This is a genomic window from Mesorhizobium sp. P3_A10 (assembly GCF_056403175.1).
Genome location: NZ_JBFUFZ010000004.1, coordinates 285,726 through 312,211 on the forward strand (window position 1 = coordinate 285,726; position 26,486 = coordinate 312,211).

A 26,486-nucleotide genomic window follows, 5' to 3' on the forward strand; every position below is an offset into this window, starting at 1 on the left:
ACGCGAAGCCATGGCGCCTGAGCTGGTCATTTTCGACTGTGACGGCGTGCTGGTCGACAGCGAGGCGCTGTCGGTCGAGGCATTGCTCGGCATGATCGCGGTCGCCGGCGGCACCGTCAGTGAGGACACCGCCTACGAGCATTTCCTCGGCAAAAGCATGAAAAGCGTCCGCGAAATCCTTGGCCGCGACTTCGGAGTTGAGATCACCGACCAGCATTTGACCGCGATGCGCGTCGAATTGATGCGTAGATTTCGCGAGGAGCTGAAACCGATGCCAGGCATTGCCCAGGTTTTGCCCAGGCTCGGCGTGCCGTTCTGCGTCGCCTCTTCCGGCACGCTCGACCGCATCCGCTATTCGCTCGACATCACCGGTTTGCTTGGGTTGCTGGAGCCGCATCTGTTCAGCGCTGCCATGGTGGCGAAAGGGAAACCGGCGCCGGACCTTTTTCTCCATGCGGCTGCCAGCATGCGAGCCCATCCACGCCAATGCGTCGTCGTCGAAGACAGCCCGGCCGGCATTGCTGCGGCGCGCGCGGCGGGCATGCGCGTGCTGGCCTTCACCGGCGGCACCCATGCCGGCAACCCGGCATTGAAAGCGCGGCTTGCGTCGAGTGAACCGGACTTTATATTCGCTGACATGCTGCAATTGCCCGATCTGATTGCAGGCCTGGGAGCGAGAGTAAAAGCATCTTGACGAAAAGTTTCGTTTGCGCGGTCGATGTCGGCACCGGGAGCGCCCGTGCGGGCATTCTCGACACCAAAGGCACCTTGCTTGGCCGCGCCGAGCACCCGATCGTCATGAACCAGCCGAAGGCCGATCACGCCGAGCACAATTCCGAGGATATCTGGTCGGCGGTCTGCATTGCAGTGCGTGCCGCCCGCGAAAAGGCGGGGGTAGCGGCCCAGGACATCGTCGGCATCTCCTTCGACGCCACCTGCTCGCTGGTGGTGCGCGGCCGCGATGGCGGCCAGCTCAGCGTATCGGTGTCAGGCGAAAAGCGCTGGGACACCATCGTCTGGCTCGACCACCGCGCCATTGCCGAGGCTGATGAATGCACCGAAAGCGGCCATGCCGTGCTCGACTATATCGGCGGCGTCATGTCGCCGGAGATGGTGACGCCGAAGCTGATGTGGCTGAAGCGGAAGCTGCCGGGAACATGGAATGAAGCCAGCTATCTATTCGACCTCACCGACTTCCTGACCTGGAAGGCGAGCGGCTCGCTGGCGCGCTCGCAATGCACGCTGACCGCCAAATGGACCTATCTGGCGCATGAGGAGACCGGCTGGCGGCGCGACTTTTTTGAAACCGTCGGCCTCGGCGATCTTTTCGAACATGGCAATCTGCCGGAGACGGCGAGCCCGGTCGGCGCTGATATCGGGGCGCTGAACGCGCAAGCCGCCACCCAGCTTGGTCTGACGGAACAATGCCGGGTCGGCGCCGGGGTCATCGATGCCTATGCAGGCGCACTCGGTGTGCTCGGCGGCTTTGCCGGCGACGAGAACAATATCGGCCGGCATCTGGCGCTGATCGCCGGTACGTCGAGCTGCGTCATGGCGATGTCGCCCGACCCGCAGCCCTTCGCCGGCGTCTGGGGGCCGTATTATGGCGCGGCGCTGCCGAAGCTTTGGCTGTCGGAAGGCGGCCAGTCGGCCACCGGCGCATTGCTCGACCACATCATCCGCTGGCACGGCGCCGGCGGCGAACCGGACGCGGCGATGCATGCCAGGATCGCGCGCCGTGTCGCCGAATTGCGCACCGCCGAGGGCGACAATCTCGCCGCAAGGCTGCATGTGCTGCCGGATTTCCACGGCAACCGTTCGCCGCTTGCCGACCCGCATGCCGTCGGCGTCGTCAGTGGGCTGACGCTGGATGCGTCCTTCGACAGCCTGTGCAAGCTCTATTGGCGCACCGCCGTCGGCATCGCCCTTGGTGTGCGGCATGTGCTGGAGGCGCTGAACGAGAACGGATATCTGATCGACACGCTGCATGTCACCGGCGGCCACACCAAGAACCCGCTGTTGATGGAGCTCTATGCCGACGCCACCGGCTGCACGGTCATCGAGCCGCTGGCCGACGAAGCGGTGCTGCTCGGCACTGGCATGGTCGCGGCCACCGCCGCCGGGCTGTTCCCGGATCTGAATGCCGCTTGCGTCGCCATGCAGCAGGGCGGCAAGAAGCGGCCGTCAAACCCGGCCTCAGCGGGGCGCTTCGACCGCGACTACAAGGTGTTCCTCGAGATGCACCGGCAGCGGCAGATGCTGGACGCGATCAGGTAGGCAGGCTGCTTTTGCCGTCCTGCCGTCTCAGCAGGGACACGCCCGATTTCGCATCGAACAGATGCAGGCTCTGTTCGTCGATCGTGTAGCGGACATCGCTGCGCAGGACCGGGCATTCGCGGGTCGACACCAGCGCGCTGATCTCCTTGCCGCCGAAACCGAAGATTACCAGCGCATCGTTGCCATGAAACTCGATTAGATCGGCCGTACCCTCCAGAAGATTTCCGGTTGCTTCAGGACCCGCGGTCTTCAAATCCGGCGGCCTGATCCCCAGCACGGCGCGGTCGACGCCTTGCAGATCGAAGCGCGAGCCGTCGATGGTAAATACGGTTTCCGCGCTGGTCAGCGTCCAGCCGTTCCCTTTCCGGCCAACCGCTACGTCGATGAAGTTCATGTTCGGTGTTCCGATGAACCCGGCCACGAACAGATTGCCGGGCCGCTCATAGATCTCCGCCGGCGAGCCGATCTGCTCGATCCTGCCGTCCCGCAACAACACGATGCGGTCGGCGAGCGTCATAGCCTCCAACTGGTCGTGGGTGACGTAGACGGTCGTCGTCTTCAATGACTGGTGCAGCCGGGCGATTTCGATGCGCATATGGTTGCGCAATTTGGCATCGAGATTGGACAGCGGCTCGTCGAACAAAAACACTTTTGGGGTCTTGATCATGGCGCGTGCAATGGCGACGCGCTGTTGCTGGCCGCCGGACAGTTCGGCCGGCTTTCGGCCGAGATAGGGCTCGAGGCCGAGCGTCTTCGAAACCGCCTCGACGCGCAGCTGGATCTCGGCCTTCGCCACCTTCTGCCGCTTCAGGCCGAAGGCGATGTTGTCGAAGATCGTCATATGCGGATAGAGCGCATAATTCTGGAACACCATGGCGATGCCGCGGTCGCCGGGGTCGAGATCGTTGACCACCTTGCCGCCGATCGAGACTTCGCCGCCGCTGATGTCCTCCAGCCCGGCCAGCATGCGCAGCAAGGTCGACTTGCCACAGCCGGAGGGGCCGAGGAACACCACGAATTCGTGGTCCTCGATGCTGAGGTTCAGATCACGGATGACGGTGGTGGCGCCATAGGATTTGTCGACATGCGAACAGACAATCGCGGACATGGTCGTCTCAGCCCTTCTCGCCGGAAAGCAGGATCTGCAGCTTGACGTCTTCCGGCCTGCCTGCAGCTGCCCGCTCGAACGCCTCGATACTGTCTGAGAAAGCATAGGTGCCGGTGATCAGGGGATTGAGATCGACTTTTCCGGAGGCGATGAGCTGCAGCGCGCGGTCGAAAATGTTGGCGTAGCGGAACACCGTCTCGATGCGCACTTCCTTCGAAATCGCCGCCGGAACGTTCAGGCTCACCGGCTCGACCGGCAGCCCGACGAGCACCACCGCGCCGCCGGGACGCACGATTTCGAACAGATTGGCGAACGCCTTCGGGTGGCCGCTGGCCTCGAACACGATGTCGGCGCCCCAATTGTCGGTCGCCTGGGCAACCGCATCGACCAGCGGCCGCTCGCCGATATTGACCGGGACGATGCCCAGATAGCGAGCTGCGATTTCGAGCTTAGGGGCGGAGAAATCGGAAATCAGCACTTTTGAGCAACCGCCGGCGAGCGCCGCCAGCGCGATCATGATGCCGATCGGGCCGCAACCGACGACGACTGCGACATCGCCCGGAACGATGCGGGCGCGGGCCGCCGCCTGCATGCCGATGGCAAAGGGTTCGACCATCGCGCCTTCGGCAAACGAGACATTGTCCGGCAGCCTGTATGTGAACGCGGCCGGGTGGACCGCATAAGGCGCCAGCACGCCATGCACCGGCGGCGTCGCCCAGAAGGAAACGTCCGGGTCGACATTGTAGATGCCGAGCTTGGTCGCCCGCGACGACATGTTCGGCACGCCCGGCTCCATGCAGACGCGGTCGCCGACCTTCAGCGTCCTGACATTGGCGCCGACCTCGACGATTATCCCCGAGGCTTCGTGGCCCAGCACCATCGGCGCGCGCACGACATAGCTGCCGATGGCGCCGTGGGTGTAATAGTGCACGTCGCTGCCGCAGACGCCGACCGTGTGGATGGCTATTTTGACATCGTCCGGCCCGACATCGAGCGGCAACGCAATCTCGCGCAGCGCCAGTTCGCCTTTTTTCTCAAGTACCAAAGCCCGCATCGGGTCGTCCTCACTTCAGGTCTTTTTTTGCCGGAAAACGGAATTCAGGAAGCCACTGAGCACACCGAGAAACAGCAGCGGCGGCAGTGACAAAAGCACGACCGAGGCGTTCAGGATGCCCCACGGCACGTTCATGCCTTGCTGCGACAGTTCCGAGGCGACGATCGGCAAGGTCTTGGCGTTGGAACTGGACAGCATCAGCGCGATCAGGAACTCGTTCCAGACCAGCACGAAGCTGAAGGCGACGGCCCCGATCAGCGAGCGCGCCGCCACCGGCAGCGCGATCTTCCAGAACACCGAATAGGCGCCATAGCCATCGACGAAGGCGGCTTCCTCGACCTCCTTCGGCACCGCGTGGAAGGCGGGAATGGCCAGCCACATGATCACCGAGATGGTGAGCAGCGAATAGGTGACGATCAGCGCCGCCAGCGTGTCGTAGAGCCCGATCTGCAGCCAGATGACCATCAGCGGGATGGCGACCGCCACCGGCGGCAGGAAGCGCAGCGACAGCACGAAGAACTGGATGTCGCCGGCCCAACGGTTGGGGTAGCGCGCCACCGCGTAAGCCGCCGGTAGGCCGAGCACCACGCCGATCAGAACGGCGACACCGCAGGCGATCACCGAATTGTGCAGCCCGGTCATGACGCTGTCGCGGCCGAGAATATAGCTGATGTTGGCCAGCGTCGGTGTGAACACCAGGCGCGGGACGCGGGTAATGATGTCGACATTGTTCTTCAGCGAATTGAGCGCCGTCCACAGCAACGGAAACACCGCTATGAAGCCGGCAAAGGCCAGGATGGCCTTGGCGATCAGGCGGCCCGGCCTCATGCGATATGGCCTCATGCCTGCACCCGCTTCCACAGCATGGTGAAGGTGATGACTGTGGCGATCATCATCAGCACGGCCATCGCCGAGGCGTAGGAGACCTTGCCGGACTCGATGAAGCCTTGCGAGAAGGCATACATGTCGAGCGTTTCGGTGGCGACGCCCGGTCCACCGCGGGTCATCACATAGATCAGGTCGAAGGAGCGTAGCGACTCGATCATCTTGACGAACATCAGGCTGATCAGCGGCGCCTTCAGCATCGGCAAGGTCACATAGGCGTGGATCTGCCAGCGCTTGGCGTGGTCGAGCCGTGCTGCCTCGATCGGCTGCGGCGGCAGCGTTTCCAGAAGCTTCAGCACGATGACGGCGAAGAACAGTCCCCATTGCCAGACATCGACCGAGGCGACGGCAAACAGCGCCGTCGATGGTTTGGACAGCGGGTCGAAGATCAGCCCGCCGGTCAGCAACCGGTAGGGATAGGTGGCGATGCCATAGAGCGGATGATAGGCGAATTTCCACACGAAGGCGGCGGACACACGCGGCAGCAGCACCGGGATGATGAACAGCAGGCAGTAGATGTTGCGCAGGCGTGGGCTGGCCACCTCGAACATCAGCACGCCGAGGCCAATGGCCACCGCCATCGTCGCCACAACGGTGACGATTTCCCATTTCACCGACACCCAGACGGCGTTGAGAAAGCGACGGTCGAAGAACAGGTTATAGAAGTTCGAGAACCAGACATAGGAATAGGTCGCCGAGCTCAGCTCGCGGTTCTGCAAGGCGATGACGATCGCATACAGCGTCGGCACCATCGACAGCACCAAAAGGATGACGAGCGTCGGAACAACAAAGGTGACCGGCAGGGATGAACGTCGCGGCATTGGTGCCTATCTCGCGTGTCTCGAACGCTTGGTATGCAGAGCAGAAATCCTGCGGCGCACAGATCCCGACATTCGCTTGAATGCCGCGGATCGCGCGCCGCAGGCGGGAGGATGGCTTATTTCTTCACCAGCTCGTTGGCATAGGCTTCAAGCTCGTTGAGGCCGCCCTTGATGTCGGTACGGGTGCCGGTGACCAGTTCCTCGAGGATGATGCCCCAGCGGTCGCCGAGATCCGGCCAGCGCGGATCCTGCCAGAAGTTGACCGCCGTGACCTTGCCGGTCTCGGCCAGCGCCTGGCCGAGATCGGCGCCGTAGATATCGGCGAATTCCTTGCTGGACAGGATGCTGGTGCGGTTCAGCTCGCCGAACTGATGGGCATCGAGCCGGCGCTTCTCGTTTTCCTTCGACGTTGCCCAGGCGATGAACAGGCCGGCGCATTTCTTCGAGGCATCGTCGGCATTGGCTTTCGCGGCGATGGCGAGGCCATGGCCATAGCCGCCGCCGGTCAGCGGCGCCGGTGGCGGCAGGAAGCCTACCTTGCCGACCACTTGCGAGGTCTTCGGATCGACCGACATGCCCGACAACGGCGTCGATTCGACGAGGATGGCGACCTGACCGGACAGGAAGGCGCCGGTCGATTCATCCCAGCTGCCGGTCTGCGTGCCGGGTGCCGAATCCTTGAACAGTTGCAGATAGGTCTCGGTCGCCTTGACGGCGGCGTCCGAATTGAAAGCCGGCTTGTCGCCGTCGAACCATTTTCCGCCATAGGCCTTGAAGAACGGCATCCAGCGCCAGACATTGGCGCCCGAGCCACGCGCGCCGCGCAGCGCAATGCCATACATGCCCTTGTCCGGATTGGTCAGCTTCGGCACGGCGGCGATCAGTTCGTCCAGCGTCTTCGGCGGCTGGATGCCCGCGGCTTCCAGCACGTCCTTGCGGTAGACCATCAGGTCGCCGCCGCCGGTCAGCGGCGCGAACCAGACCTTGCCGTCATAGGTGGCGACCTTCTGGCGACCCGGATCGAAATCGGCGTAGTCGTAGTCAGCCGGATAATAATCGGCCAGCGGCACGATCCATTTCGACGAGGCAAACAGCGCGACGTTGGCCTCGTCGACATAGTAGACGTTGTAGTTGCCGACGGTGGATGCATCGGCGCGCGATTTGGCCCGGCGGTCGTTTTCGTTGAGATAGTCGATCTGGAAGCTGGCGCCGGCGAGCTTCTGGAACTCGTCCTTCGAGTCCTCCAGCAGCGTCAGGCCGTCACGTGGCTGCGCCAGCACCTTGACCGGCGCCGAGCAGACCGGCGCCTGCGCCAGGGCCACGGTGGATACGGTAGCGGAAAGCATGAAAGCTGCGCTCAAGCTCGCAGCGAGCCGAATTGGTTGCATGATCTTTTCTCCTCCAGGAACACTTCGCAGGAAGCGCAAGTCCTCGGGTTGTGCGATCCTCACCATCGCCCGAGCGACAAGCCACCCATCGCCAAAATGCGGAGTTGCGGCAGGCCATGCTAGAAGCCCCGGTGCACAAGACCTGTACTTTTATGCATTGTGCAGCGCAAAAACCGGCGCCCGCTTACGATGCCCGTCACACGAGTATCGATGGAACCCAGAGCGACAATCTTAGAGTGCGCTTATGCGCGCAGTGTCAGCCGCTGCCGTGACAACCGACGGTAAGATGACGGCGTCATCTTGTGCTTGCGCATGAACGCCCGGTTGAAGTTCGAGATGTTCATGTAGCCGACCTGGAAACAGATGTCGGTGATGGCAATATCGGTATCCGCCAAGAGCTTGCAGGCCTGCCAGAGCCGGAGCTTGGCCAGGTGGTCGCTGAAGCTGTTACCGGTGTTCTTCTGGAAGAAACGCGAGAACGTGCTTTCGCTCATCCCGGCCAGTTCCGCCACTTCCGGCAGCTTCAAATCTTCGGCGAAATGCTGGAACAGGTAGGTCAGCGTGCGCTGGACGATGTCGAGCGAAACGGCATCCAGAACCGGCGAGAAATCCGGCGACGACAGCAACTCATACTCGTCGGTTCTGGCCAGCAGGTCCACCAGTTCGAGGAACAGGCAGAGTCGGGCGAGCCCATGCACCTTGCCCATCCCTTCCATCATCTCGGCGCCTTTCAGCGCGGTATCGCCATGGAAGACGATGCCGCGCTGCGACCGCTCCAGAAACGGTTCGAGTTCGCGCAGTTCCGGCAGCAGGCCGGCCGATCCGCGCAGCCTTTGCGCATCGAACTGCAGGACGATGTCGCGGCCCTCGATCAGTTCGCCGGGCTGTACCGCCGTGACCCAGTCATGCGGCAGGCCGCCGCCGACGATGGAGAGATAGCCCGGGCCGAATTCGCCGATATGATCGCCGACCAGCGCAACGCCGGAGGATTTGCGCAGCAGGTGGATTTCGTATTCCGGGTGGAAATTCCAGACGTTGCGCTCCCACGGATAGTCATCGAGCCGCCACAGGAAACTGTCGCTCGCCTCGGTGACGATGTGCTCGAAGGACGGCGCTGTCCGCGGGATCGCGGCCGGGTTTTTTCGCTGTCGGAACTGCATCCAAACCTCCCGGCACTGCGTCGGCTGCCGATACTCCAGGCAATCCGTAGCAGCCCCGGGCCTGCAAGTGAACGAGGCGCCGGCGGCTTCCGGCTTGCTGCTGGCTCAATCGCTCACCATCCCTCCTCCCTTGCCTTCGTCTAGGGTTTCGTTCAAAACACGGCCCAAACGACGCGAAACCGAAGGTTTTGCCGTTTGAAATGCGGCTTCCGGCCCTTCGCCGACGTGCCGTACCTGGAAAGAGCGGAAAATGTCTGCGATCGAAGCCGGTGCTCGCGCACCGGAAAATCTTTGGCGTCAGGAAATCAGGGCAACGCTGGCGCTCGCCTGGCCGATGGTGCTGACCAATCTCGGCCAGACCGCGATGACCGCCACCGACGTCATGATGATGGGGCGGCTGGGACCGGACACGCTGGCCAGCGGCGCACTTGGCGCCAACCTCTATTTCATGCCGCTGATCTTCGGCTTCGGCTTGATGCTGGCGACCTCGCCGATGATGGCGACCGAGCTTGGCCGTCGCCGCTATTCAGTGCGCGACCTGCGCCGCACCGTGCGCCAGGGCCTGTGGCTGGCGATCCTGATCTCAATCCCGATCTGGCTCGTGCTGTGGCACGGCGAGGCCATTCTGCTGGCCATGGGCCAGGAACCGGCGCTCGCCCATCAGGCTGGCATCTATCTGCGCTGGCTGGAATGGGCGGTGCTGCCCTTCTATGGTTATATCGTGCTGCGCTCGTTCATCTCGGCGCTGGAGCGGCCCGGCTGGGCGCTGGTCATCGTCTTCGTCGCTGTCGCCTGCAACGTCTTCTTCAACTGGGTGTTCATGTTCGGCAATCTCGGCGTGCCTTCGATGGGCATTGCCGGCTCCGGCCTCGCCACCACGCTGTCCAGCACGCTGATGTTCGTCGGCCTGGCGGTGGTGGTGATGCTCGAGAAAAAGTTCCGGCGCTACCGCCTGTTCGGACGCTTCTGGCGGGCCGACTGGCCGCGCTTCAAGGGCTTGTTGCGGCTCGGCCTGCCGATCGCCGGCATTCTCGCCTTCGAGGTGACGATCTTCAACGCCGCGGCCCTACTGATGGGCCTGATCGACGCGGCCTCGCTGGCAGCGCACGCCATCGCCATCCAGATCGCCTCGATCTCCTTCATGGTGCCGCTCGGCCTCAACCAGGCGGTAACGGTGCGCGTTGGGCTTGCCCATGGCGCCGGCAATCCGGAAGGGGTTTCGCGCGCCGGCTGGACGGCCTTTGTCATCGGCGTCTCCTTCATGGCGCTGATGGGGCTGGTGATGATCCTGTGGCCGCATCTCTTGATCAGCGCCTTCATCGATCTCAGCAACCCGGCCAATGCCAGGGTGGTGGCACTTGCCGTGTCGTTCCTGGTGTTTGCCGCGCTGTTCCAGATTTTTGATGGCGCACAGGCGGTGGCCGCCGGCATGCTGCGCGGCCTGCACGACACCAAGGTGCCGATGATCTATGCCGCGATCGGCTATTGGGGCGTCGGCCTGCCGCTCGGCGTGCTGCTCGCCTTCCGCTACGGCTTCCATGGCGTCGGCATCTGGATCGGCCTGTCGTCGGGGCTGGCGGTGGTGGCGGCACTGCTGCTGGCGCGCTGGCTGCGCCGCGACCGGATCGTGCCGCCACTCGCCTTCGGGCATTGAAACGGATGGCCGGCGGTTGCTAAACGGCGCGCCGTGATAGCCATCGAAGGGTTCGCTGAGCGCCACCAGCCGACATTCGTGTTCCGCCAGGCGGACGATCACTACCGATGCAGAGCGGTCGTTCCTCGCAAAGAGCGCTGCCTGAGCCGATTGGTGCTACACTGACAAGCCAGTTAGCGCGACGGACCTGTGTTAGATGATATGACCAAAGTAACCGCTTTACCCGACCGAGTGGATTTCGACGTGGGCGCAGATGAGACGTTGCTTGAGGCGGCTCTCAGATCGGGCGTACCATTTGCCCACGCATGCGGCGGCAGGGCGAAATGCTCGACATGCCGCGTTTGGGTTCTCGATGGCCTTGAGGCTTGCCCGGACCGGAATCCGGACGAAACCCTGATGGCGAACCGGTTGAGATTGGCCGATGAGGTTCGGCTGGCCTGTCAGCTCAGGCCGGAAGGCGAGCTTCGCGTCCGACGCCTGGTGCTAGACGAAACCGATATGATGATCACCAGCCAGCTTGGCACTTCTGCCGCGACGCGTTGCGGCGAAGCTAGGCATGTTGCGGTCTTCTTCAGCGACATTGTCGATTTCACAGCGCTATCGGAGCGGCTTTCCCCCTACGACGTGATGTATCTGCTCAATCGCTACTTCGCCCAGGTCGGCGACATCATCGAGCAGAATGGCGGTTTCATCGACAAACTGATCGGCGATGGGCTGATGGCAATATTCGGTATCGACGACGAGCCCGACGCTCCGCTCCGCGCAGTGAACGCCGCACTTCAGACCCTCGCCACAGTCGATCGTCTGAAGCCGTTCTTTGCCTCGATGTATGGCATCGATTTCGATATTCGTATCGGCCTCAACTATGGCGAAGCCGTCATCGGCACATTGGGTTTTGCTGGACACGAACGTCTCACGGCCATCGGCGACGTTGTAAATCTGGCCAGCCGGGTCGAGGCCGCCAACAAAGACGCCGGTACGCGATTGCTGATATCCGAGGCCCTCCGCGACCAGATCGCCGACAAGGTAGAAATCGGCGACTTCGTCAGGGTACGCCTTCGCGGCGTCGGCGAGCGCACAAGCCTGTTCGAAATCGTCAGGCTGAAGCCCGAAACTGACGCCGACCTGAATGCCAGGGGGCTTCGCGAAACCATCCGTCAGGGCGGCAGGAGGTGGATTCGCGCTTTCGCCGCCGACGAGCTTCAGCCCTACGAACGCCGGATACTCGATTTTGAAAATTACGACATCGTCGTCGTTCGCGGATCCGACAACTATTGCGCCTTCAACAATGCCTGCCCGCATCTTCATCTGCCGCTCTACGAACGCCGAAGTTCCGCTCAAGCCGAAAAGCTGAAACTCCCACACACGGAGAGCACGATCACTGCAGATCTTGGCTTGGTCTGCCGCTGGCATCAGAGTTGTTTTGACCTGCTTACTGGCGAAATCAGGGACTGGGCCAAGTTGGAGCACGACGGTACCAGGGCGGGCATGGAATATTTGGGTGACATTTCGAAAAACCGCACAAAGCTGATCGTTTATCCCTGCCGAAAGCAGGATGGCTTTGTGTGGATCGGGCTCGAGTGAAAGCGACGGTCCGATATTTTCCGTCGCTATTGCATTTGTCCGGATCGGGTCATTCTCGTCGGTTATGGCCTGTCCGTCCGCGTCTGGTCACGAAGCGATCCCGGACATCTGAGTTCACCGTGGGTGATGCACATCGCAGCGACAGCAAGCACCTTTGCGCTTGCCTTGAAGGCATCTATTTTGGAAGGTAGTAGCGGCTCGTGGGCATAGAATGTCGGTACTGCCTTTCTTAAGAATTTACGCGCCGCTCAACGCGGTGCTGGCTGCGCCCGGGTTGCTGGCGGTGGCTGCGCTCACGATGCCGGACATGTCCGGACGAAGCAGACTGGCACTGGCTGCCCTGCTCGCGGTCATCTGGGGCGCCTATCTCCTGCAACTGGCCGCGACGCTGCTCAAGCGCCGGGCGGGAGACGTACAAAACAGCACGGCCGAAATCGCCATCGATGTGCTCGCGGTCGTGGTTCCATTCGCGGCATTCCTGCTCGTCGGCACGCCCGACTGGAGCCTCTACTGTGCCGTCTGGCTGCTGAAACCGCTGCGCGACTCGACCTTCTTCCCGGTGCTGGGCAGGGTGCTGGCCAACGAAGCGCGCAACCTGGTCGGTGTCACCACGCTCTTCGGCGTCGTTCTGTTCGGTGTCGCGCTCGCGGGATATATCATCGAGCGCGGCATCCAACCGGAAAAGTTCGGCAGCATCCCCCAGGCAATGTGGTGGGCGGTGGTCACGCTGTCCACCACCGGCTATGGCGACGAAATTCCGCAAAGCTTCGCCGGCCGCGTCCTCGCCGGGGCGGTCATGATGAGTGGCATCGGCATCTTCGCGCTCTGGGCCGGCATTCTTGCCACCGGCTTCTATCAGGAAGTTCGCCGCGGGGAATTCGTCCGCAACTGGCAATTGGTCGCCGCCGTGCCGTTGTTTCAGAAACTAGGCCCGGCCGTGCTGGTCGAGATCGTGGCCGCGTTAAGACCTCGCACGGTGCCGGCGGGCGCCGTGATCTGCCGCGTTGGCGAGCCCGGCGATCGAATGTTCTTCGTCGTGGAGGGACGCGTCACCGTCGCGACGCCGAACCCGGTGGAGCTTGGCCCTGGCGCCTTCTTCGGCGAGATGTCGCTGATCAGCGGCGAACCGCGTATGGCGACCGTCAGCGCCGCAACCGCGGTCTCACTCCTGTCGCTGCACGCGGTGGATTTCCAGATGCTGTGCAGCAGCAGCCCGGAGATCGCGGAAATCATCCGCAAGACCGCGCTCGAACGGCGTAGCGCGGCGCCGACGGCTTGACCGCACTAATTTAGGTGTGCAGTCCCGGACTGTAATGGTGTGTCATCGATCCTGAGTCGTCAGGAGGAGGGTTCAATGGCAAGGTTTGCCAATTGCCTGCCGATGGTGGCCGGCTGGAGCTACATGGTGATGCAGGGAATCAGGCCGTCAGCCGCCACATTCGCACACGACCTGTACCACGCAATTCCGTTTCCGCGAGTGGGTCGCAAGCAAAATCCGGTCCAAGCAGTTTGCGAGTTGCATCCGAAATACGGATTTCATCGGGCTCCGCGGACGTTTGAATACGTGCGGCGAGATTAACGGTGTCGCCCCACAGATCATAGGCAAACCGCCTTTCGCCTATGACGCCCGCGACGATTGGTCCTGAGTGAATTCCCATTCTGAGTCGTAGCGGTTCTCCTGCGAAGCGTTCGAGCTTGACCGCCTTCCGCAGTTCAAGTGCATAGTGCGCAAGGGCTTCTGCATGATCGGATCGCGCGACGGGCAGGCCAGCGACCGCCATCACACAATCGCCGATTGTCTTGATCTTTTCGCAGCCGTATCGTTCCGAGAGCAGATCCGCCGCCTTGAAGAAGTAATTTAACATAGCGAGCGTCGTCTCGGCTCCGACGCTCCGCGCTCGTTGCGTAAAACCGACGATGTCGGCAAAAAGCACACTCACCTCTGCGTGGTTGTCTGCAATTTGTTCCCGCGCTTTTAACCGCTCCGCGATCGACGCCGGAAGAATGTTGAGGAGCAGGGTTTCGGCGCGCTGGTATTCACGCGACAATCCTTCTTGGCTCTTCCTCAACGCCTCGTTCGTCGATTGTAATTTCTCGTTGAGTTGACGCTCCCTCTCTTGCAGGAGCGTCATTTCATAAGCCTTCTGTTGCAGCCGCTGCTTGTTGTCGCGTTCGGCAGTGGCGTCGAGAAAGAGCAGCCACACGAAGGCATCGTCAGCAAAAAGATGAAGGTCCGCGACACGTCCGCTGGGCAGTTCGACCATGGCCATATGATATGGAAGCTCCGGGCAAGGCAGCAAACCCTCCATGAATTCAAGCTGATCGGTAACTGGCTTACCGATACGGAGGGATGAGAGCCCGTAATGTTTAACGTTGCCGCCCTTCGCCGCTATGCAAAGCTGGGCGTCAATTTTCACATATGCGATAGAGTGCTCGTTGTAGAAGAAATTGTAAATCCAGTTCCCGACTTGTCTTGGCAATCTATGCATGGTCTATTTGGTGACCATCGAAGCAAGTTGAAGAAACGCATCATCGACATGTTCGCCCGAAAGCGCGCTTGTTAGATAGATTTGCCATCCAAATTGCCTCAGTTCGTCAATCTCATTATCCGATATTTCCCACCGATCGGCCAGATCGGATTTGTTGAACAGCAATACAAACGGCATGGCGCCGAATTCGGCCTCGACCCGCTCGCGCAGCGTGAGCGCTGCGGCAAGAGTAGCGGCACGGGTTCCATCGACGACAAGCACGAGCCCGGTCGCTCCTCGCACATGGCTGACGCGGAATGAGCCGATATCGTCTTCGCCGGCCAAATCCCACAAAATCAGATCCACGGTTTTGTCGGGGAGTGCGACACTCTTCTTGTCGATTTTCACTCCCACCGTGGTCAAGTAGGTGTCTGAAAAGATGCTTTGCACAAACCTGCGAACCAGGCTCGTCTTTCCGACGGAGAACCCGCCCAACATACAGATCTTTTTTTGCAACATCTTGGGCTCCGCCCTAGTCCAGGTTTACCGTAACCGAAACCCGGCGATTGGTGGAGCTACCAGTTTGACTATTTTCAGGCACTGCCGGCTCAAAGGTGCCCGCGCCCCGAACCAGCAGCAGTTCAGGAGCGACGCCGCGCTTGTTGAGAAGCGCACGAACTGTCTCGGCGCGGGCGGCGCTGATCGACGCGTTGGCCGTCTCACGGCCCGTGGTGTCCGAATGCCCGGTCAACATGAACCGCGCCGTTACGCCTGAGTTGCGGGCACTTTGGGCGAATTCCTTTATTTGATCCGCCAGCCTGTCGAGAACCGGCACCTGCTCTGGTCCCGGCACAACTTTGCCGGAAGAGAAGAAAATATCGGTCGTCTGGATGGCCTCTCTCAAATGATTGAGTTCTGCAAGGTCCAGCTCACGCAGCTGCGAGACATCCAGAACCACTCCGTCCGCCGAAAGTTGTTCGGCGGCGGCCTGCGCCCGGTTGATCCACGTGGCAGGAGCCTCGCCCACGACAACGATGCGACCCTGGATGATCGAAAGCCGGACCGATTTCGGCGGGGTCAGCGACGCCGTCAGCCGCTTCACCACGAACTTCGGATCAAGGCTCTGATAGAATTGCCACTGCGAATGAACGCGGGTGGGATCGACCTGCGTTCCCGACAACAGCGACTGCGGGTCGGCGGCAAGCGGGTCTCTCAGGCCGGAAATGTAGAAATGTCCGCCCCTCGCCGTTTGTTGGGCGACGATGATTCCCGGTTGGGCCTCAAGTCGCGCCACATAATACTGCCAGTGCTCTGCGGCGCGTGCTTCGGGGCTTACATCACGAACCTTGGAGATGTCGAATTCCGGTCCGCCTGCCGAAAGCTGCCGGGCCGCTGCGCGCGCCCGATCTATCCAGGTGTCGGGAGCCTCACCCTCGGCAACGATGCGATCATTGACGATCGAAAGTCGTACTGTATCCGGCGGATACAGCGACGCCGTCAGCCGCTTCAACACGAATTCCGGCTCAAGGCTCTGATAGAATTGCCACTGCGAATGAACCCGGGCGGGATCGACCTGCGTTCCAGACAACAGCGATTGCGGGTCGGCGCCAAGCGGGTCTCTCAGGCCGACAATATAGAATTGGCCATCGCGTATCTTTTGTTCGGACACGATGATGCCCGGCTGGGTTCCCAGTCTCGACACATAGGCCTGCCAGTGCTCCGCCGCGCGTGCTTCGGGGCTCACATCACGAACCTTGGAGATATCGAATACCGGCCCGCCTGCCGAAAGCTGCTGGGCGGCGGCCTGCGCCCGGTTGATCCAGGTGTCGGGAGCCTCACCCTCGGCAACGATGCGATCATTGACGATCGAAAGTCGTACTGTATCCGGCGGAGCCAGCGACGCCGTCAGCCGCTTCACCACGAACTTCGGATCAAGGCTCTGATAGAATTGCCACTGCGAATGAACGCGGGCAGGATCAACCTCCGTTCCGGACAGCAGAGCTTGCGGGTCGGCGGCAAGCGGGTCCCTCAGGCCGGCAATATAGAATTGGCCATCGCGTATCTTTTGTTCGGACACGATAATTCCCGATTGGGCCTCCAGTCGCGACACATAGGCCTGCCAGCGCTCCGCCGCGCGTGTTTCGGGGCTCACATCACGAACCTTGGAGATGTCGAATACCGGCCCGCCTGCCGAAAGCTGCTGGGCGGCGGCCTGCGCCCGGTTGATCCAGGTGTCGGGAGCCTCACCCTCGGCAACGATGCGATCATTGACGATCGAAAGTCGTACTGAATCCGGCGGAGCCAGCGACGCCATCAGCCGCTTCAACACGAACTCCGGCTCAAGGCTCTGATAGAACTGCCACTGCGAATGAACGCGGGCGGGATCGACCTCCGTGCCTGACAGCAGCGACTGCGGGTCGACAGCAAGCGGGTCTCTCAGGCCGGCGACATAGAATTCGCCGCCGCTTATCTTTTGTTCGGCAACGATGATGCCTGGCTGGGTCTCCAGTCGCGACACATAGGCTTGCCAACGGTGCCCGGATTGCCAGGAAAGAAAGAACCAACCGCCTGCCAGACTCAAAAGCAGCAGGGCCGCAGCCACCACCAGCCAGGGAAATCCGTCGTTTGATTCTTCCTGCTTCAGCTCGACGCAGGTCTGCAACTGCGCCTCTACGCCGGCCAGCTGCGAACTGTCGCCGTCAAACTCCCCTAAAGCCTCTGAGGATTCCTCGTGGATACGATGCAATACATCGCGAACTATTTCATGTAATTCCTCTGGCGGATTTCCTCGGATTACCGAAACCAGGGTCGCAAATTGTCCAACTTCTGACCAGAGACGAAGGTCGCCAAAACGAATAGTGTCCAGGCTGCTCTGCTCTTTCTCGTTAAATGAGTCTTTTACAAAATCTTGAATTGCACTAAGCATCGAGGAAATGAGTTGAGGATCCTCGCTCGTTGCATTATCGGCAGTTACATGCGCTATCAAAAGCCCGGAATTGCGGTTAATGAGAAAGACATGTTCTACGCGATAGACAAGAGAATGCTTCAGAACAACTTCCGAGAAGCTGGCACCAGTTCTCCAGGACTCAAATCTCCACTTGAGCCCATGCCAGGTAAATATATGTCTTAAAGTTTCATTCAGCGACTGAAAGGTCTGGTCGATCTTTTCCCCGATCGACTTGCGAATTGCCGGCAGAAACACCGGGTATAATATATCCGTCAGCGTGCGAGGGCTCTTCTGGATCGACCGTTGCACAGCCCTTTCGACAGCTGGCGCAAGGGCCTCGCCGAGCTGCGCATGAGACGCTCGTGCGGCCGCACTGGGAAGAACGCCGCCCACTGCTGCCGCAAGCTGCTCCGGTTCGTCGAGCAGATGCGTAACCCGTGAAAGCTCTGAAATTTCGCGGCTGACCAGCAACTGGCGCAGCGTTTCCATGCGAGGATCGGCGGTTGGAACTCCGTCGAAACGCGCACGGTAGTCCGGATCAACGTTCCGGGCAATTTCGATCAAAAGACGAGCCAGAGCCTCGCGATCAATCTCTGTATCGTTCGAGGCTGTTCTTTGTGGAAGGCTGATTGGGTCGACGCTCGACGTCAAGGTCCCATCAACTCACTTTCCAGCTACGGTCCGAGTTGTTGTTCTTGCTGCCGACGGGATCCTGATTCAGGCATTTTGCAACCTCGACAAACAGGCCGGCCAAAAGATTTCGGTCGGTCTTGACGTTGCTGAGATCGGCAAACATTTTCTCAATCAGCATCTGAACGCCTTCATTCTTCTGCTTGATCTCCTCACGCAGCGAATGATCGTTTCGATTTATCCGGTCTGCAACGTCGCGCTCAAGCTCGCTCAATTGATCCGACAACGCGCGCACCTGCTTTTCAAGTGCCTGGTTTTGCTCGCGAAGATTCCGGTCAATCTCCTTGTCGGCATCGGCTCGTGAATCTTTTTCACTCCGCAATTGCCCCGCAAGCGAATCGACCTGCTTCTTTGCATTTGTCTCGTACATGTCGAGATTGCGCTTGGCGTCGGATTCGACATCCTTGAAGCGCTGCAAGACCCGTTCTTCAAGCTTGGAAAAGCGGCGGTCATAGTCCTGCATCTGGTTGCCGAACAGCAGATCACGTATCTTGTCGACACCTACAGCGTCGCCGGGGCCCCCGTTCTCGCGAGCCTGGACCCCCATGAAGTTCAGCCCGTTTCCTTCTGCGTTACCTGTCAGATTTACATCCGCCTTCTTTTCTGAAGAAGCGGTACTCGAAGATTCTTTGGCCATCCCTATGCCCCCATTGCCACAGTTCAAAACTCAGAAACAGGGAAATATGTCAGCAAAATATCCGGCCGGCAAGCCGGAATCTTCTTGGCTTAGGCACGATTCGTGCGTCCCTCTTGCGTCTCTTGGACTAGCAACAAATGCACGAGTTCCGATTGGTGTCGCTCTTGTACCTCTTTGTGATAGCGTACCTCTTTGTGATAGCGGCCATAGCCGGATAATCTAATCGACTATTGGATGAAACCTACCACCGAAAGGAGTAATACAATGTCAGTATAGCTTCTGGAGCGCAAATAAGCGGTCATATGCCCGTTCGCCTCTGAGAGTCTGCTTTGGGTCATATGCTGCTGTTCAAACTCACGCGGCCACCCGCTTCAGCTCGTCCTTGATATCTTCATGAAATCGATCCCGCGGTGTTTCGACACTGCCGCCGCATCACCCCCGCCAGGCGCCACTCTGTCGGCGCAACGTCAGCCAGGGCGCCAAATGGAAGGCGCTCATCGGAGGTGGCGTTGTTGATGGCGTTGGAGGTCGTGACCAATTGTCGGGGGTTGCCTTTGCATGGATGCACTCAGTTGCCGTCGGACGACATGGCGCCGAGCAGCCGGCGGATATCGCCGAACCTGGCGATCGAACCGAACACCAGGGCCGCCACCGCGACGAAGAACACCGACACCGAGGCCATGGTCGGCGTGTAGCCGTAGCGCAGTGCGTTGAAGATCTTGATCGGCAGCGTCTCGGTGGTGAAGCCGATCGTCATATAGGCGACGATGTATTCGTTGAGCGACAGCACGAAGGCGAAGGCGTAGCCCGAGACGAGGTAAGGCAGGATCAGCGGCAGCACCACCGTCTTCAGCACCGTGCGGTCGTCGGCTCCCATCGTTGCCGCGGCCTCGACCAGCGAACGGTCGATCGAGGCAAAGCCGAGCGACAGTGTCACCAGCGGCAGCGTCACGAAGAAGATGGCGTGGCTGATGATGGCGGTGAAGAACTGGCCGAACAGACCGACCGTCGCCCAGAAGGTGAGGAAGCCAAGCGCGGTGATCACCGGCGGCAGGATGAAGGGCGCCAGCCCCAGCACCTGAAAGATGTTCGCCCATGGCGCGATGCGCCGCCACAGGAACCAGGCCAGAGGCAATGCGATTGCCACGGCAATGGCTGCCGAGCAGACAGCCAGCGTCACCGAATGGATTAGCGCCAGCCGCCATTCCGGATCGTTGAAGATCTGCCCGTACCAAGCCAGCGAGAAGCCGACCGGCGGGAAGGCCAAATCCTGCTTCTCGTTGACCGATACGCCGGCAACGACGATCAGCGGCGCTGCCAGGAACAGCGCGACGACGGTGAAATAGAAGCGGCGAAGCAAGGTCTCGATCATAGCGCATTCTCCCGGCGTCCGACGAGCAGCGTCATGCCGACCAGTGCCAGCGAGATCAGCACCAGGAACACCGCCATCGCTGCGGCGAACGGCATGTTGGACTGGTAGATCGCCTGGTCGGTGATCAGCACCGACAGCGTCCAGTGCTGCGGCCGCCCGAGGATCTGCGGCAGCAGGTAGGAGCCGAGCGCGAAGACGAAGACCATGATCAGCGTCGCCACGATGGTGTTTCGCAGCGCCGGCGCCACGACGTTGAAGAAGGCCTTGATCGGCGAAGCGCCAAGCGTGCGCGCGGCCTCGAGCAATGTCGGGTCGAGGCGCACAAGCGCGGGGTAGAGCACCAGGATGGTGTAGGGCAACGCCTGGTAGACCATGCCGGTCAGCACCGCGCCGAAGGTCGGCAGCAGCGCCACCGGCTTGTCCATCAGCCCCAGCGCCACAAACAGATTGGTGATGCCGGCGGTGCGCGAGAACAGCGTCGACCAGGCAAAGCCGATGATGACTTCCGACAGCGACAGCACCGAGAGCAGGCCGACCAGCCACAGCGTCTGCACGGCGCGCGGCCGGCGGGTCAGAAGGTAGGTGAAGGGAAAGGCGATGGCGACACAGCAGACGGCGACCAGCACGGCCAGCATCAGCGAGAAGCCGAGCACGCCTCCGAAGAACACCGACAGGAAGCGTGCGTAATTGTCGAAGACGAAATCCGGCGTGTAGAAACCGGCCGGGTTGCGCTTGAAGAAGCTCACCGCGATCATCGTCGAGAACGGCACGACGAAGAAGATGATCAGCATCAGGCCCGGAAAGAACAAAGGCGTGTAGTCGGCTACCGACTTGGGAGCTTCGCGTCTCATGAGCCGAGCACCACGCAGCTTTCGGGCGGCAGCACGACGCCGACCTGCGCACCGACCGCGACGTTGAGCCGCTCGCGCGGCGTGGTCACGGCGATGATGCTGGTGCTGCCGACCTCGACGAAGGTCTCGATGGTGCCGCCGAGATCGCGCACGAAGCTAACCTGGCCGGTGATAGCGCGGCTGCCGGGTTCACCCAGATGCACGTCCTCGGGCCGGATCGACACCGAAGCCTTGGTCATGCCGGTCGGCATCGCAAGGCCGGGAATGGCGGTGCCGAGGATGGTGGTGCGCCCGGCGCTGTCCAGTTCCGCCGGCAAAAGATTGGTGATGCCGATGAAGTCGGCAACGAAGGCATCGGCCGGCTTGCGGTAGATCTCGATCGGCGGCGCCGCCTGCAGGATCTTGCCATGGCCCATGACGACGACAAGGTCGGCCATGGTCATGGCTTCGCGCTGGTCGTGGGTGACGACGATGGTGGTGATGCCAAGCCGCTGCTGCAGCTGGCGCAACTCCACCTGCATGGCCTCGCGCAGTTTGGCGTCGAGCGCCGACAGCGGCTCGTCGAGCAGGAACAGTTTTGGCGACAGCGCCAAGGCGCGGGCGATCGCCACGCGCTGGCGCTGGCCGCCGGACAGTTTTGCCACCGGCCGGTCGGCGAAGCCGGGCAGATGGATCAGCGTCAGCAAGTCGTCGACGCGCTTTTTCTGCTCTTCCTTCGAGGCGCCGCGAATGCGCAGCGCATATGCGATGTTGTCGCCGACCGAGAGATGCGGAAACAGCGCCAGCGACTGGAACACCATGCCGAGATTGCGCTTGTGCGTCGGCAGCGGCGTGATGTCCTCGCCGTCGAGCACGATGGCGCCGCTGGTCGGCTCCTCCAGCCCGGCGATCATGCGCAAAAGCGTGGTCTTGCCGCAGCCCGACGGACCGAGCAGGCACACGAACGTGCCATGCGGCACATTCAGCTGGACATTGTCGACGGCGGCAAAATTGCCGAATTTCTTGGTGATGGCGTTGATGTCTAGTCCGGACATGAGTTGATCCTGTAAACCGGAGGATAGTGCGAATGGCCCGCTTCCCGACTTCACGATGCGAAAGGGAATTGCGGCGATCTGCAAACGGCGACCTCTCCCCTGGCAGGGGAGAGGCAATATGCGATGTAGGGCGAACTGTTCGGCTTAGCCGACGATGAGCTCGGTCCACTTCTGGTTGATCCAGTCGGCCTTCGACGTGTAGAGGTCGTAGCGCGGGATGATCGGCTCGATCTCCGACGACACCGATGCGAACTCTTCCGGCGTCAGGTCGAGCACCTCTTTCTTGAGCGTCGGTGTGGTGCCGACCTTGCGCGACATCACACCTTGCATCGAAGGCTGGCTCATATAGTCGATGAAGACATGCGCCTCTTCGACCTTGGTCGATGCGCGCGACAGCACCCAATTGCCGGAATCCTGGATGCCGCCTTCCTTCGGGAAGGTCGAGCGGACATGGAAGCCGTCGGCGACCGCGAGCCCCGTGACGTCGTGATAATACTGGCCCATCGGGATTTCGCCCGACTTAAGCGCCTGTTCGAACTGCGCCTCGTCGCGATACCACAGGCGGACGTTCGGCTTGACCTCGGCGAGTTTCTCGAACGCCTTGTTCAGCCCCTCTTCGGTGTCGAGCGCGTTGGTGCCGCCCATGAAGGTCTTGGCCGTCACTTCGAGCAGGAACGAGTTGGAGGCGAGCGCCAGCAGGCCGAGCTTGTCCTCGTTGGCCTTGTCCCACAGCGCCGCCCATGACGTCGGCGCGTCTTTGTAGACGTCGGTGTTGCTGACCAGCGTGATCCACCAGGCGACGGCGCCGATGCCGGCAACGCGGCCATCCGGATATTTGTTGATGAAGCGCGGCAACAGGTCGCCATAGTGCTTGAACTTCGAGGTGTCGAGCGGCGTCCAAAGTTCGGTCGACTGGCCCTTCAGCGTCGAGGTCTGCGACATCATCGAAAGGTCGGCCGGGGCCTGGCCGGCCTTGGCCGCCTGTTCGAGCTGCACCAGCCAGGCCTCGCCGGTCGGTTCTGCGACGGACTCGACCGCGATGCCGGTCGCCTTGGTGAAATCGGGGAAGACATGCTCGTCGAAGGATTTCTTGAAATAGCCGCCATAGACGCCGACCTTCAGCGACTTCTCCTGCGCCCGCAGGATCGACGGCATGGCGAGCACGCCTGCCGTGGCAAGGCCGGCGCCAAGCACGCCGCGCCGTGTCAGGGATTTTCCGATCAGTCTGTTCATCTTGTTTCTCCTCAGTTGATGCCGGCTAACCGGCGGTTCCCTTCACGCACTGTTTCGCCGCCTGGCGTCAGTGGGCCGCCGCTCGTTGTTCGAGCGTGCGGGCGTATTGCGTCAGTGGAAAGCACATGACGAAGAAGATCAGCGCCACCAGCCCGTAGACCTTGAACGGTTCGAAGGTGGCGTTGTTGATGGCATTGGAGGTCCTGACCAGTTCCTCGAAGCCGATGATCGAGGTCAGCGCCGTCGACTTGATCAGCTGCACCAGGAAGCCGACGGTCGGCGCGCGCGTGATCGAAAACGCCTGCGGCAGGATGATCAGCCTGAGCTCCTGCAGATAGTGCAGGCCGAGGCTGGCGCCGGCATCCCACTGGCCGCGCGGCAGCGCATCGACGCCGGAGCGCCAGATCTCGGCGAGATAGGCGCTGGCAAAGAAGGTGAGGCCGAGCACGGCCGCGGTCCACGGTTCGATGCGCAGGCCCAGCATCGGCAGGCCGAAGAACATCAGGAACAGCTGCATCAACAGCGGCGTTCCCTGGAACAACGCGATGTAGCCCGAGGCAATGCGCTGGCTCCACATGTTCTTGGCGATGCGGAAGAACAGCACCACCATGCCGACGATGCCGCCGCCGATGAAGGCGGCCAGCGAGAGCAGCACCGTCCAGCGGGCGGCGAGCAGAAGGTTGCGTACGATGTCCCAGAAGGTGAACTCGATCATGTCACGCCAGCCCCCAGCACGCGGCGTCCGCCTGTAACCAGCAGCCGGCGCAAGCCCATCGACAGGACGAGATAGACCATCGTCACCACAAGATAGGTCTCGAAGGAGCGGAAGGTGCGGGCCTGCAGCATGTCGGCCTCGTAGGTCAGCTCGCGCACCGCAATCTGCGACACCACGGCGGACTCCAGCATCATGATGACGATTTGGCTGGTCAGGGCCGGATAGATCACCTTCAGCGCCTGCGGCAGCACGATCTTGATGAACACCTGGCGGGGTCTCAAACCCAGAGCGAGGGCTGCTTCCGTCTGCCCGCGCGGCACCGCGTCAAGCCCAGCGCCGACAATCTCGATCGTGTAGGCCGCCATGTTGAGCGTCATCGCCAGCATGGCAGCCAGGAGCGGATCGAGCCTGACGCCAAGGCTGGGCAGCCCGAAGAAGATGAAGAACAGCTGCACCAGGAACGGCGTGTTGCGCATCACTTCGACATAGATGGCGATCGCCCGCTTCACGAGCGGCGGGCCGTTTCGCCGGCCGGCCGCGCCGAGGATGCTGAGCAGCGTTCCTACCAGAGTGGTCACGACGATCAGCAAGACCGTCGTGAGCGCTCCGCGCGCGATGTCGCCTACAGCACCTGGAAGCCAAGCGAAGGCCACGGCACATCAATCCTTGAGGTTGTCGGGATTGAGCGGCGTCTTCAGCCAGGCTTTCGAGCTTTCGTCGAGCTTGCCGTCGGCCAGCATCTTGGCAACCGCATCATTGACCGCCTTCTTCAAGCGATCCTCGTTCTTGTTGAGGCCGATATGCGAGGGCGAGGTGAGCAACTGGAACTTCTGCTCCGGCTGCAGCGCGTCCTGCTTGGCCAACACCTGTGCGCCAACGTCGTTGCCGACCACCATCAGCTGGGTCTGACCCGAGATGAAGGCCTGGATGACGGAGTTGTAGTTGTCGAAGCGCTTGATGTCGGCTGACGCCGGTGCTGCCTCGGTCAGCGAAGTGTCTTCCAGCGTGCCGCGGTTGACGGCGATCGACTTGTCGGCGAGGTCTTCCTTGCCTTTGACCGCAAGCGCTGCCGGGCCGATGACGGCGATGTAGTAGGGCGCATAGGGAGCAGCGAAATCGATCACCTGCTCACGCTCCTTGGAGTAGCCGACGCTCATCAAGATATCGACGCGCTTGTCGGTGAGATACGGGATGCGGTTCTGGCCGGTGACGCTGACCAGATTGAGCTTCACCTTCAGGGCATCGGCGATCGCCTGGGCCACATCGATGTCATAGCCCTTGATGCTCATATCGGCGCTGGCCGAGGAGAAGGGCGGGAAGTCGGAGAAAATGCCGACATTGATAGCGCCGGCCTTGGTGATGTCGTCGACAGCGTCGGCATTGGCCTGGCTGGTGAAGCCAAAGCCGGTCACGCCGAGCATCAGCACGGCGGCAATGGATGATTTGAGTTTCATGTGAAGTGTCATTGTCGTTCCCTTCTGGAAGCTTGTTTGTTTGAGTGCGACCGCCGGCTCCAGCGCGGCGGCCGCCTTGGATTTGAGTGTCAGGCTCCCTTGCCGGTGATTGCCGGGCTGAAGACCATCAGGCTCAGGATTTCGAACAGGACCTGGGCGCCGACATGCGCGGTGTTGGTGGTTGCGTCATACTGTGGCGCCACCTCGACGACGTCGCCGCCGACGATGTTGAGGCCCTTGAGGCCGCGCAGCAGTTCGAGCACTTCGCGTGTGGTGAGCCCGCCGATCTCGGGCGTGCCGGTGCCCGGCGCGAAGGCCGGATCGACGCTATCGACGTCGAAGGAGATGTAGGTCGGGCCGTCGCCGACGATCTTGCGCGCCTTATCGATGATGGCGGGGATGCCGAGGCCGGTCACCTCTTCGGCATGCACCACGGTCATGCCGGATTCGTAGGTGAACTCCCACAGATATTCGGCCGAGCCGCGTATGCCGATCTGGATCGTGCGCGACGGGTCGAGCACGCCGTCCAGCACCGCGTTGCGGAACGGTCCGCCATGGTGGAACTTGGTCATGTCGAACAGGCCGCTGGTGTCGCAGTGGGCATCGATATGGATCATGCCGACCGGCACCTTCTTGCCGACCGCCTTCAGGATCGGATGGCTGATCGAATGATCGCCACCGACTGAAAGCGGAATGACGCCGGCATCGACGATCTGGTTGGTGCGGCGCTCGATGTCTTCATGGCTGGTTTCCAGCCGATAGCGGCTCTGGAACGGCACGTCACCGATGTCGGCGACCCGCAGTTCATGCGTCGGCGCGCATTCCAGCACATGGTTGTAAGGGCCGATGCGCTCGATGGCGCGCAGCGCCCTTGGCCCGAAGCGCGAGCCCGGCCGGTTGGTGACGCCGAGATCCATCGGCACGCCGATGATCGCCACCTGCAGGTCACCGAAATCCGGATTGTCGGCCGCGATTTCGCGGTAGGGCGCTGCGAGGAAGGTCGGAATGCCGGAATAGGGCGCCAGCCTTGTGCCGCTCTTGTTGAAGATCTTGTCGGCGACCTGCCGGAACTTCGGGTCGAACATCTCGCCGCCATGGCTCTCGCCATACTTGCGGCGCAACGCGTCGAGCTTGCCACGATCGTAACCCATGTC

General features: G+C 61.5%; 23 protein-coding genes. 5 read left to right on the forward strand and 18 right to left on the reverse strand.

Going from position 1 to position 26,486, the window contains the following annotated elements; all coding sequences use genetic code 11:
• The first annotated feature begins 10 nt into the window (after positions 1-10).
• Together AC1DXU_RS18230 and AC1DXU_RS18235 are read left to right on the forward strand one after the other, a co-directional pair.
• Entirely contained in the window at positions 11-694 is a 684-nt protein-coding gene (locus tag AC1DXU_RS18230; RefSeq protein WP_477371053.1) for an HAD family hydrolase, read from the forward strand.
• A complete protein-coding gene (locus tag AC1DXU_RS18235) occupies positions 691-2,277 on the forward strand; it encodes an FGGY-family carbohydrate kinase (protein WP_477371056.1) in 1,587 nt (528 codons plus the stop codon). The genes AC1DXU_RS18230 and AC1DXU_RS18235 overlap by 4 nt, the downstream gene beginning before the upstream one ends.
• On the opposite strand, the gene AC1DXU_RS18240 is transcribed toward AC1DXU_RS18235, so the two are convergent.
• From AC1DXU_RS18240 to AC1DXU_RS18265, 6 genes are all read right to left on the reverse strand, one after another.
• A complete protein-coding gene (locus AC1DXU_RS18240; protein WP_477371058.1) occupies positions 2,270-3,385 on the reverse strand; it encodes an ABC transporter ATP-binding protein in 1,116 nt (371 codons plus the stop codon). The two genes, AC1DXU_RS18235 and AC1DXU_RS18240, sit on opposite strands and share 8 nt — an antisense overlap.
• 7 nt (positions 3,386-3,392) lie before the next feature.
• Positions 3,393-4,439, reverse strand: a complete 1,047-nt coding sequence (locus AC1DXU_RS18245) for an NAD(P)-dependent alcohol dehydrogenase (RefSeq protein WP_477371061.1) — start codon at positions 4,437-4,439, stop codon at positions 3,393-3,395.
• A gap of 15 nt (positions 4,440-4,454) precedes the next feature.
• Positions 4,455-5,267, reverse strand: coding sequence for a carbohydrate ABC transporter permease (locus AC1DXU_RS18250; protein WP_477371064.1), 813 nt, complete (start codon positions 5,265-5,267; stop codon positions 4,455-4,457).
• An 11-nt stretch (positions 5,268-5,278) separates the two neighbouring features.
• Positions 5,279-6,145 carry a carbohydrate ABC transporter permease gene (locus AC1DXU_RS18255; RefSeq protein ID WP_477371067.1) on the reverse strand — a complete coding sequence of 289 codons (867 nt, stop codon included), beginning with the start codon at positions 6,143-6,145 and terminating at the stop codon, positions 5,279-5,281.
• Between the two features lie 116 nt (positions 6,146-6,261).
• Positions 6,262-7,533, reverse strand: coding sequence for an ABC transporter substrate-binding protein (locus tag AC1DXU_RS18260; protein WP_477371070.1), 1,272 nt, complete (start codon positions 7,531-7,533; stop codon positions 6,262-6,264).
• Positions 7,534-7,775: 242 nt separating this feature from the next.
• Entirely contained in the window at positions 7,776-8,693 is a 918-nt protein-coding gene (locus tag AC1DXU_RS18265) for an AraC family transcriptional regulator (protein WP_477371073.1), read from the reverse strand.
• A gap of 250 nt (positions 8,694-8,943) precedes the next feature.
• Between AC1DXU_RS18265 and AC1DXU_RS18270 the strand changes: the two genes are divergently transcribed.
• The 3 genes from AC1DXU_RS18270 (at position 8,944) to AC1DXU_RS18280 (ending at position 13,210) form a co-directional block, all read left to right on the forward strand.
• On the forward strand, positions 8,944-10,347 hold the full coding sequence (locus AC1DXU_RS18270; RefSeq protein ID WP_477371076.1) for an MATE family efflux transporter: 1,404 nt from the start codon (positions 8,944-8,946) through the stop codon (positions 10,345-10,347).
• Positions 10,348-10,548: 201 nt separating this feature from the next.
• Complete coding sequence (locus AC1DXU_RS18275) at positions 10,549-11,931, forward strand: adenylate/guanylate cyclase domain-containing protein (protein WP_477371079.1); 1,383 nt, start codon at positions 10,549-10,551, stop codon at positions 11,929-11,931.
• Between the two features lie 211 nt (positions 11,932-12,142).
• Entirely contained in the window at positions 12,143-13,210 is a 1,068-nt protein-coding gene (locus AC1DXU_RS18280; RefSeq protein WP_477371082.1) for a cyclic nucleotide-gated potassium channel, read from the forward strand.
• A gap of 139 nt (positions 13,211-13,349) precedes the next feature.
• On the opposite strand, the gene AC1DXU_RS18285 is transcribed toward AC1DXU_RS18280, so the two are convergent.
• The 12 genes from AC1DXU_RS18285 to speB form a co-directional block, all read right to left on the reverse strand.
• Positions 13,350-14,420, reverse strand: coding sequence for an adenylate/guanylate cyclase domain-containing protein (locus AC1DXU_RS18285; RefSeq protein WP_477371085.1), 1,071 nt, complete (start codon positions 14,418-14,420; stop codon positions 13,350-13,352).
• A 3-nt stretch (positions 14,421-14,423) separates the two neighbouring features.
• Positions 14,424-14,918 carry a Rab family GTPase gene (locus tag AC1DXU_RS18290; protein WP_477371088.1) on the reverse strand — a complete coding sequence of 165 codons (495 nt, stop codon included), beginning with the start codon at positions 14,916-14,918 and terminating at the stop codon, positions 14,424-14,426.
• Positions 14,919-14,931: 13 nt separating this feature from the next.
• Positions 14,932-17,997 carry an OmpA family protein gene (locus AC1DXU_RS18295; protein WP_477371091.1) on the reverse strand — a complete coding sequence of 1,022 codons (3,066 nt, stop codon included), beginning with the start codon at positions 17,995-17,997 and terminating at the stop codon, positions 14,932-14,934.
• Positions 17,998-18,004: 7 nt separating this feature from the next.
• Entirely contained in the window at positions 18,005-18,673 is a 669-nt protein-coding gene (locus AC1DXU_RS18300; RefSeq protein ID WP_477310956.1) for a hypothetical protein, read from the reverse strand.
• A 568-nt stretch (positions 18,674-19,241) separates the two neighbouring features.
• Positions 19,242-20,045 carry an ABC transporter permease gene (locus AC1DXU_RS18305; protein ID WP_477310958.1) on the reverse strand — a complete coding sequence of 268 codons (804 nt, stop codon included), beginning with the start codon at positions 20,043-20,045 and terminating at the stop codon, positions 19,242-19,244.
• Positions 20,042-20,896, reverse strand: coding sequence for an ABC transporter permease (locus AC1DXU_RS18310; protein WP_477371094.1), 855 nt, complete (start codon positions 20,894-20,896; stop codon positions 20,042-20,044). The genes AC1DXU_RS18305 and AC1DXU_RS18310 overlap by 4 nt, the downstream gene beginning before the upstream one ends.
• On the reverse strand, positions 20,893-21,930 hold the full coding sequence (locus tag AC1DXU_RS18315; protein WP_477371096.1) for an ABC transporter ATP-binding protein: 1,038 nt from the start codon (positions 21,928-21,930) through the stop codon (positions 20,893-20,895). Before AC1DXU_RS18315 ends, AC1DXU_RS18310 begins: the two co-directional genes overlap by 4 nt.
• Positions 21,931-22,074: 144 nt before the next feature.
• Positions 22,075-23,163: an ABC transporter substrate-binding protein gene (locus tag AC1DXU_RS18320; RefSeq protein WP_477310964.1), complete on the reverse strand. Its 1,089-nt coding sequence runs from the start codon at positions 23,161-23,163 to the stop codon at positions 22,075-22,077.
• 67 nt (positions 23,164-23,230) lie between these two features.
• Entirely contained in the window at positions 23,231-23,878 is a 648-nt protein-coding gene (locus AC1DXU_RS18325; RefSeq protein WP_477371099.1) for an amino acid ABC transporter permease, read from the reverse strand.
• Complete coding sequence (locus AC1DXU_RS18330) at positions 23,875-24,531, reverse strand: amino acid ABC transporter permease (RefSeq protein WP_477371102.1); 657 nt, start codon at positions 24,529-24,531, stop codon at positions 23,875-23,877. The genes AC1DXU_RS18325 and AC1DXU_RS18330 overlap by 4 nt, the downstream gene beginning before the upstream one ends.
• Positions 24,532-24,537: 6 nt before the next feature.
• A complete protein-coding gene (locus tag AC1DXU_RS18335; protein WP_477371105.1) occupies positions 24,538-25,344 on the reverse strand; it encodes a transporter substrate-binding domain-containing protein in 807 nt (268 codons plus the stop codon).
• A gap of 77 nt (positions 25,345-25,421) precedes the next feature.
• A complete protein-coding gene (gene speB / locus AC1DXU_RS18340) occupies positions 25,422-26,483 on the reverse strand; it encodes an agmatinase (protein ID WP_477371108.1) in 1,062 nt (353 codons plus the stop codon).
• Positions 26,484-26,486: the final 3 nt, after the last annotated feature.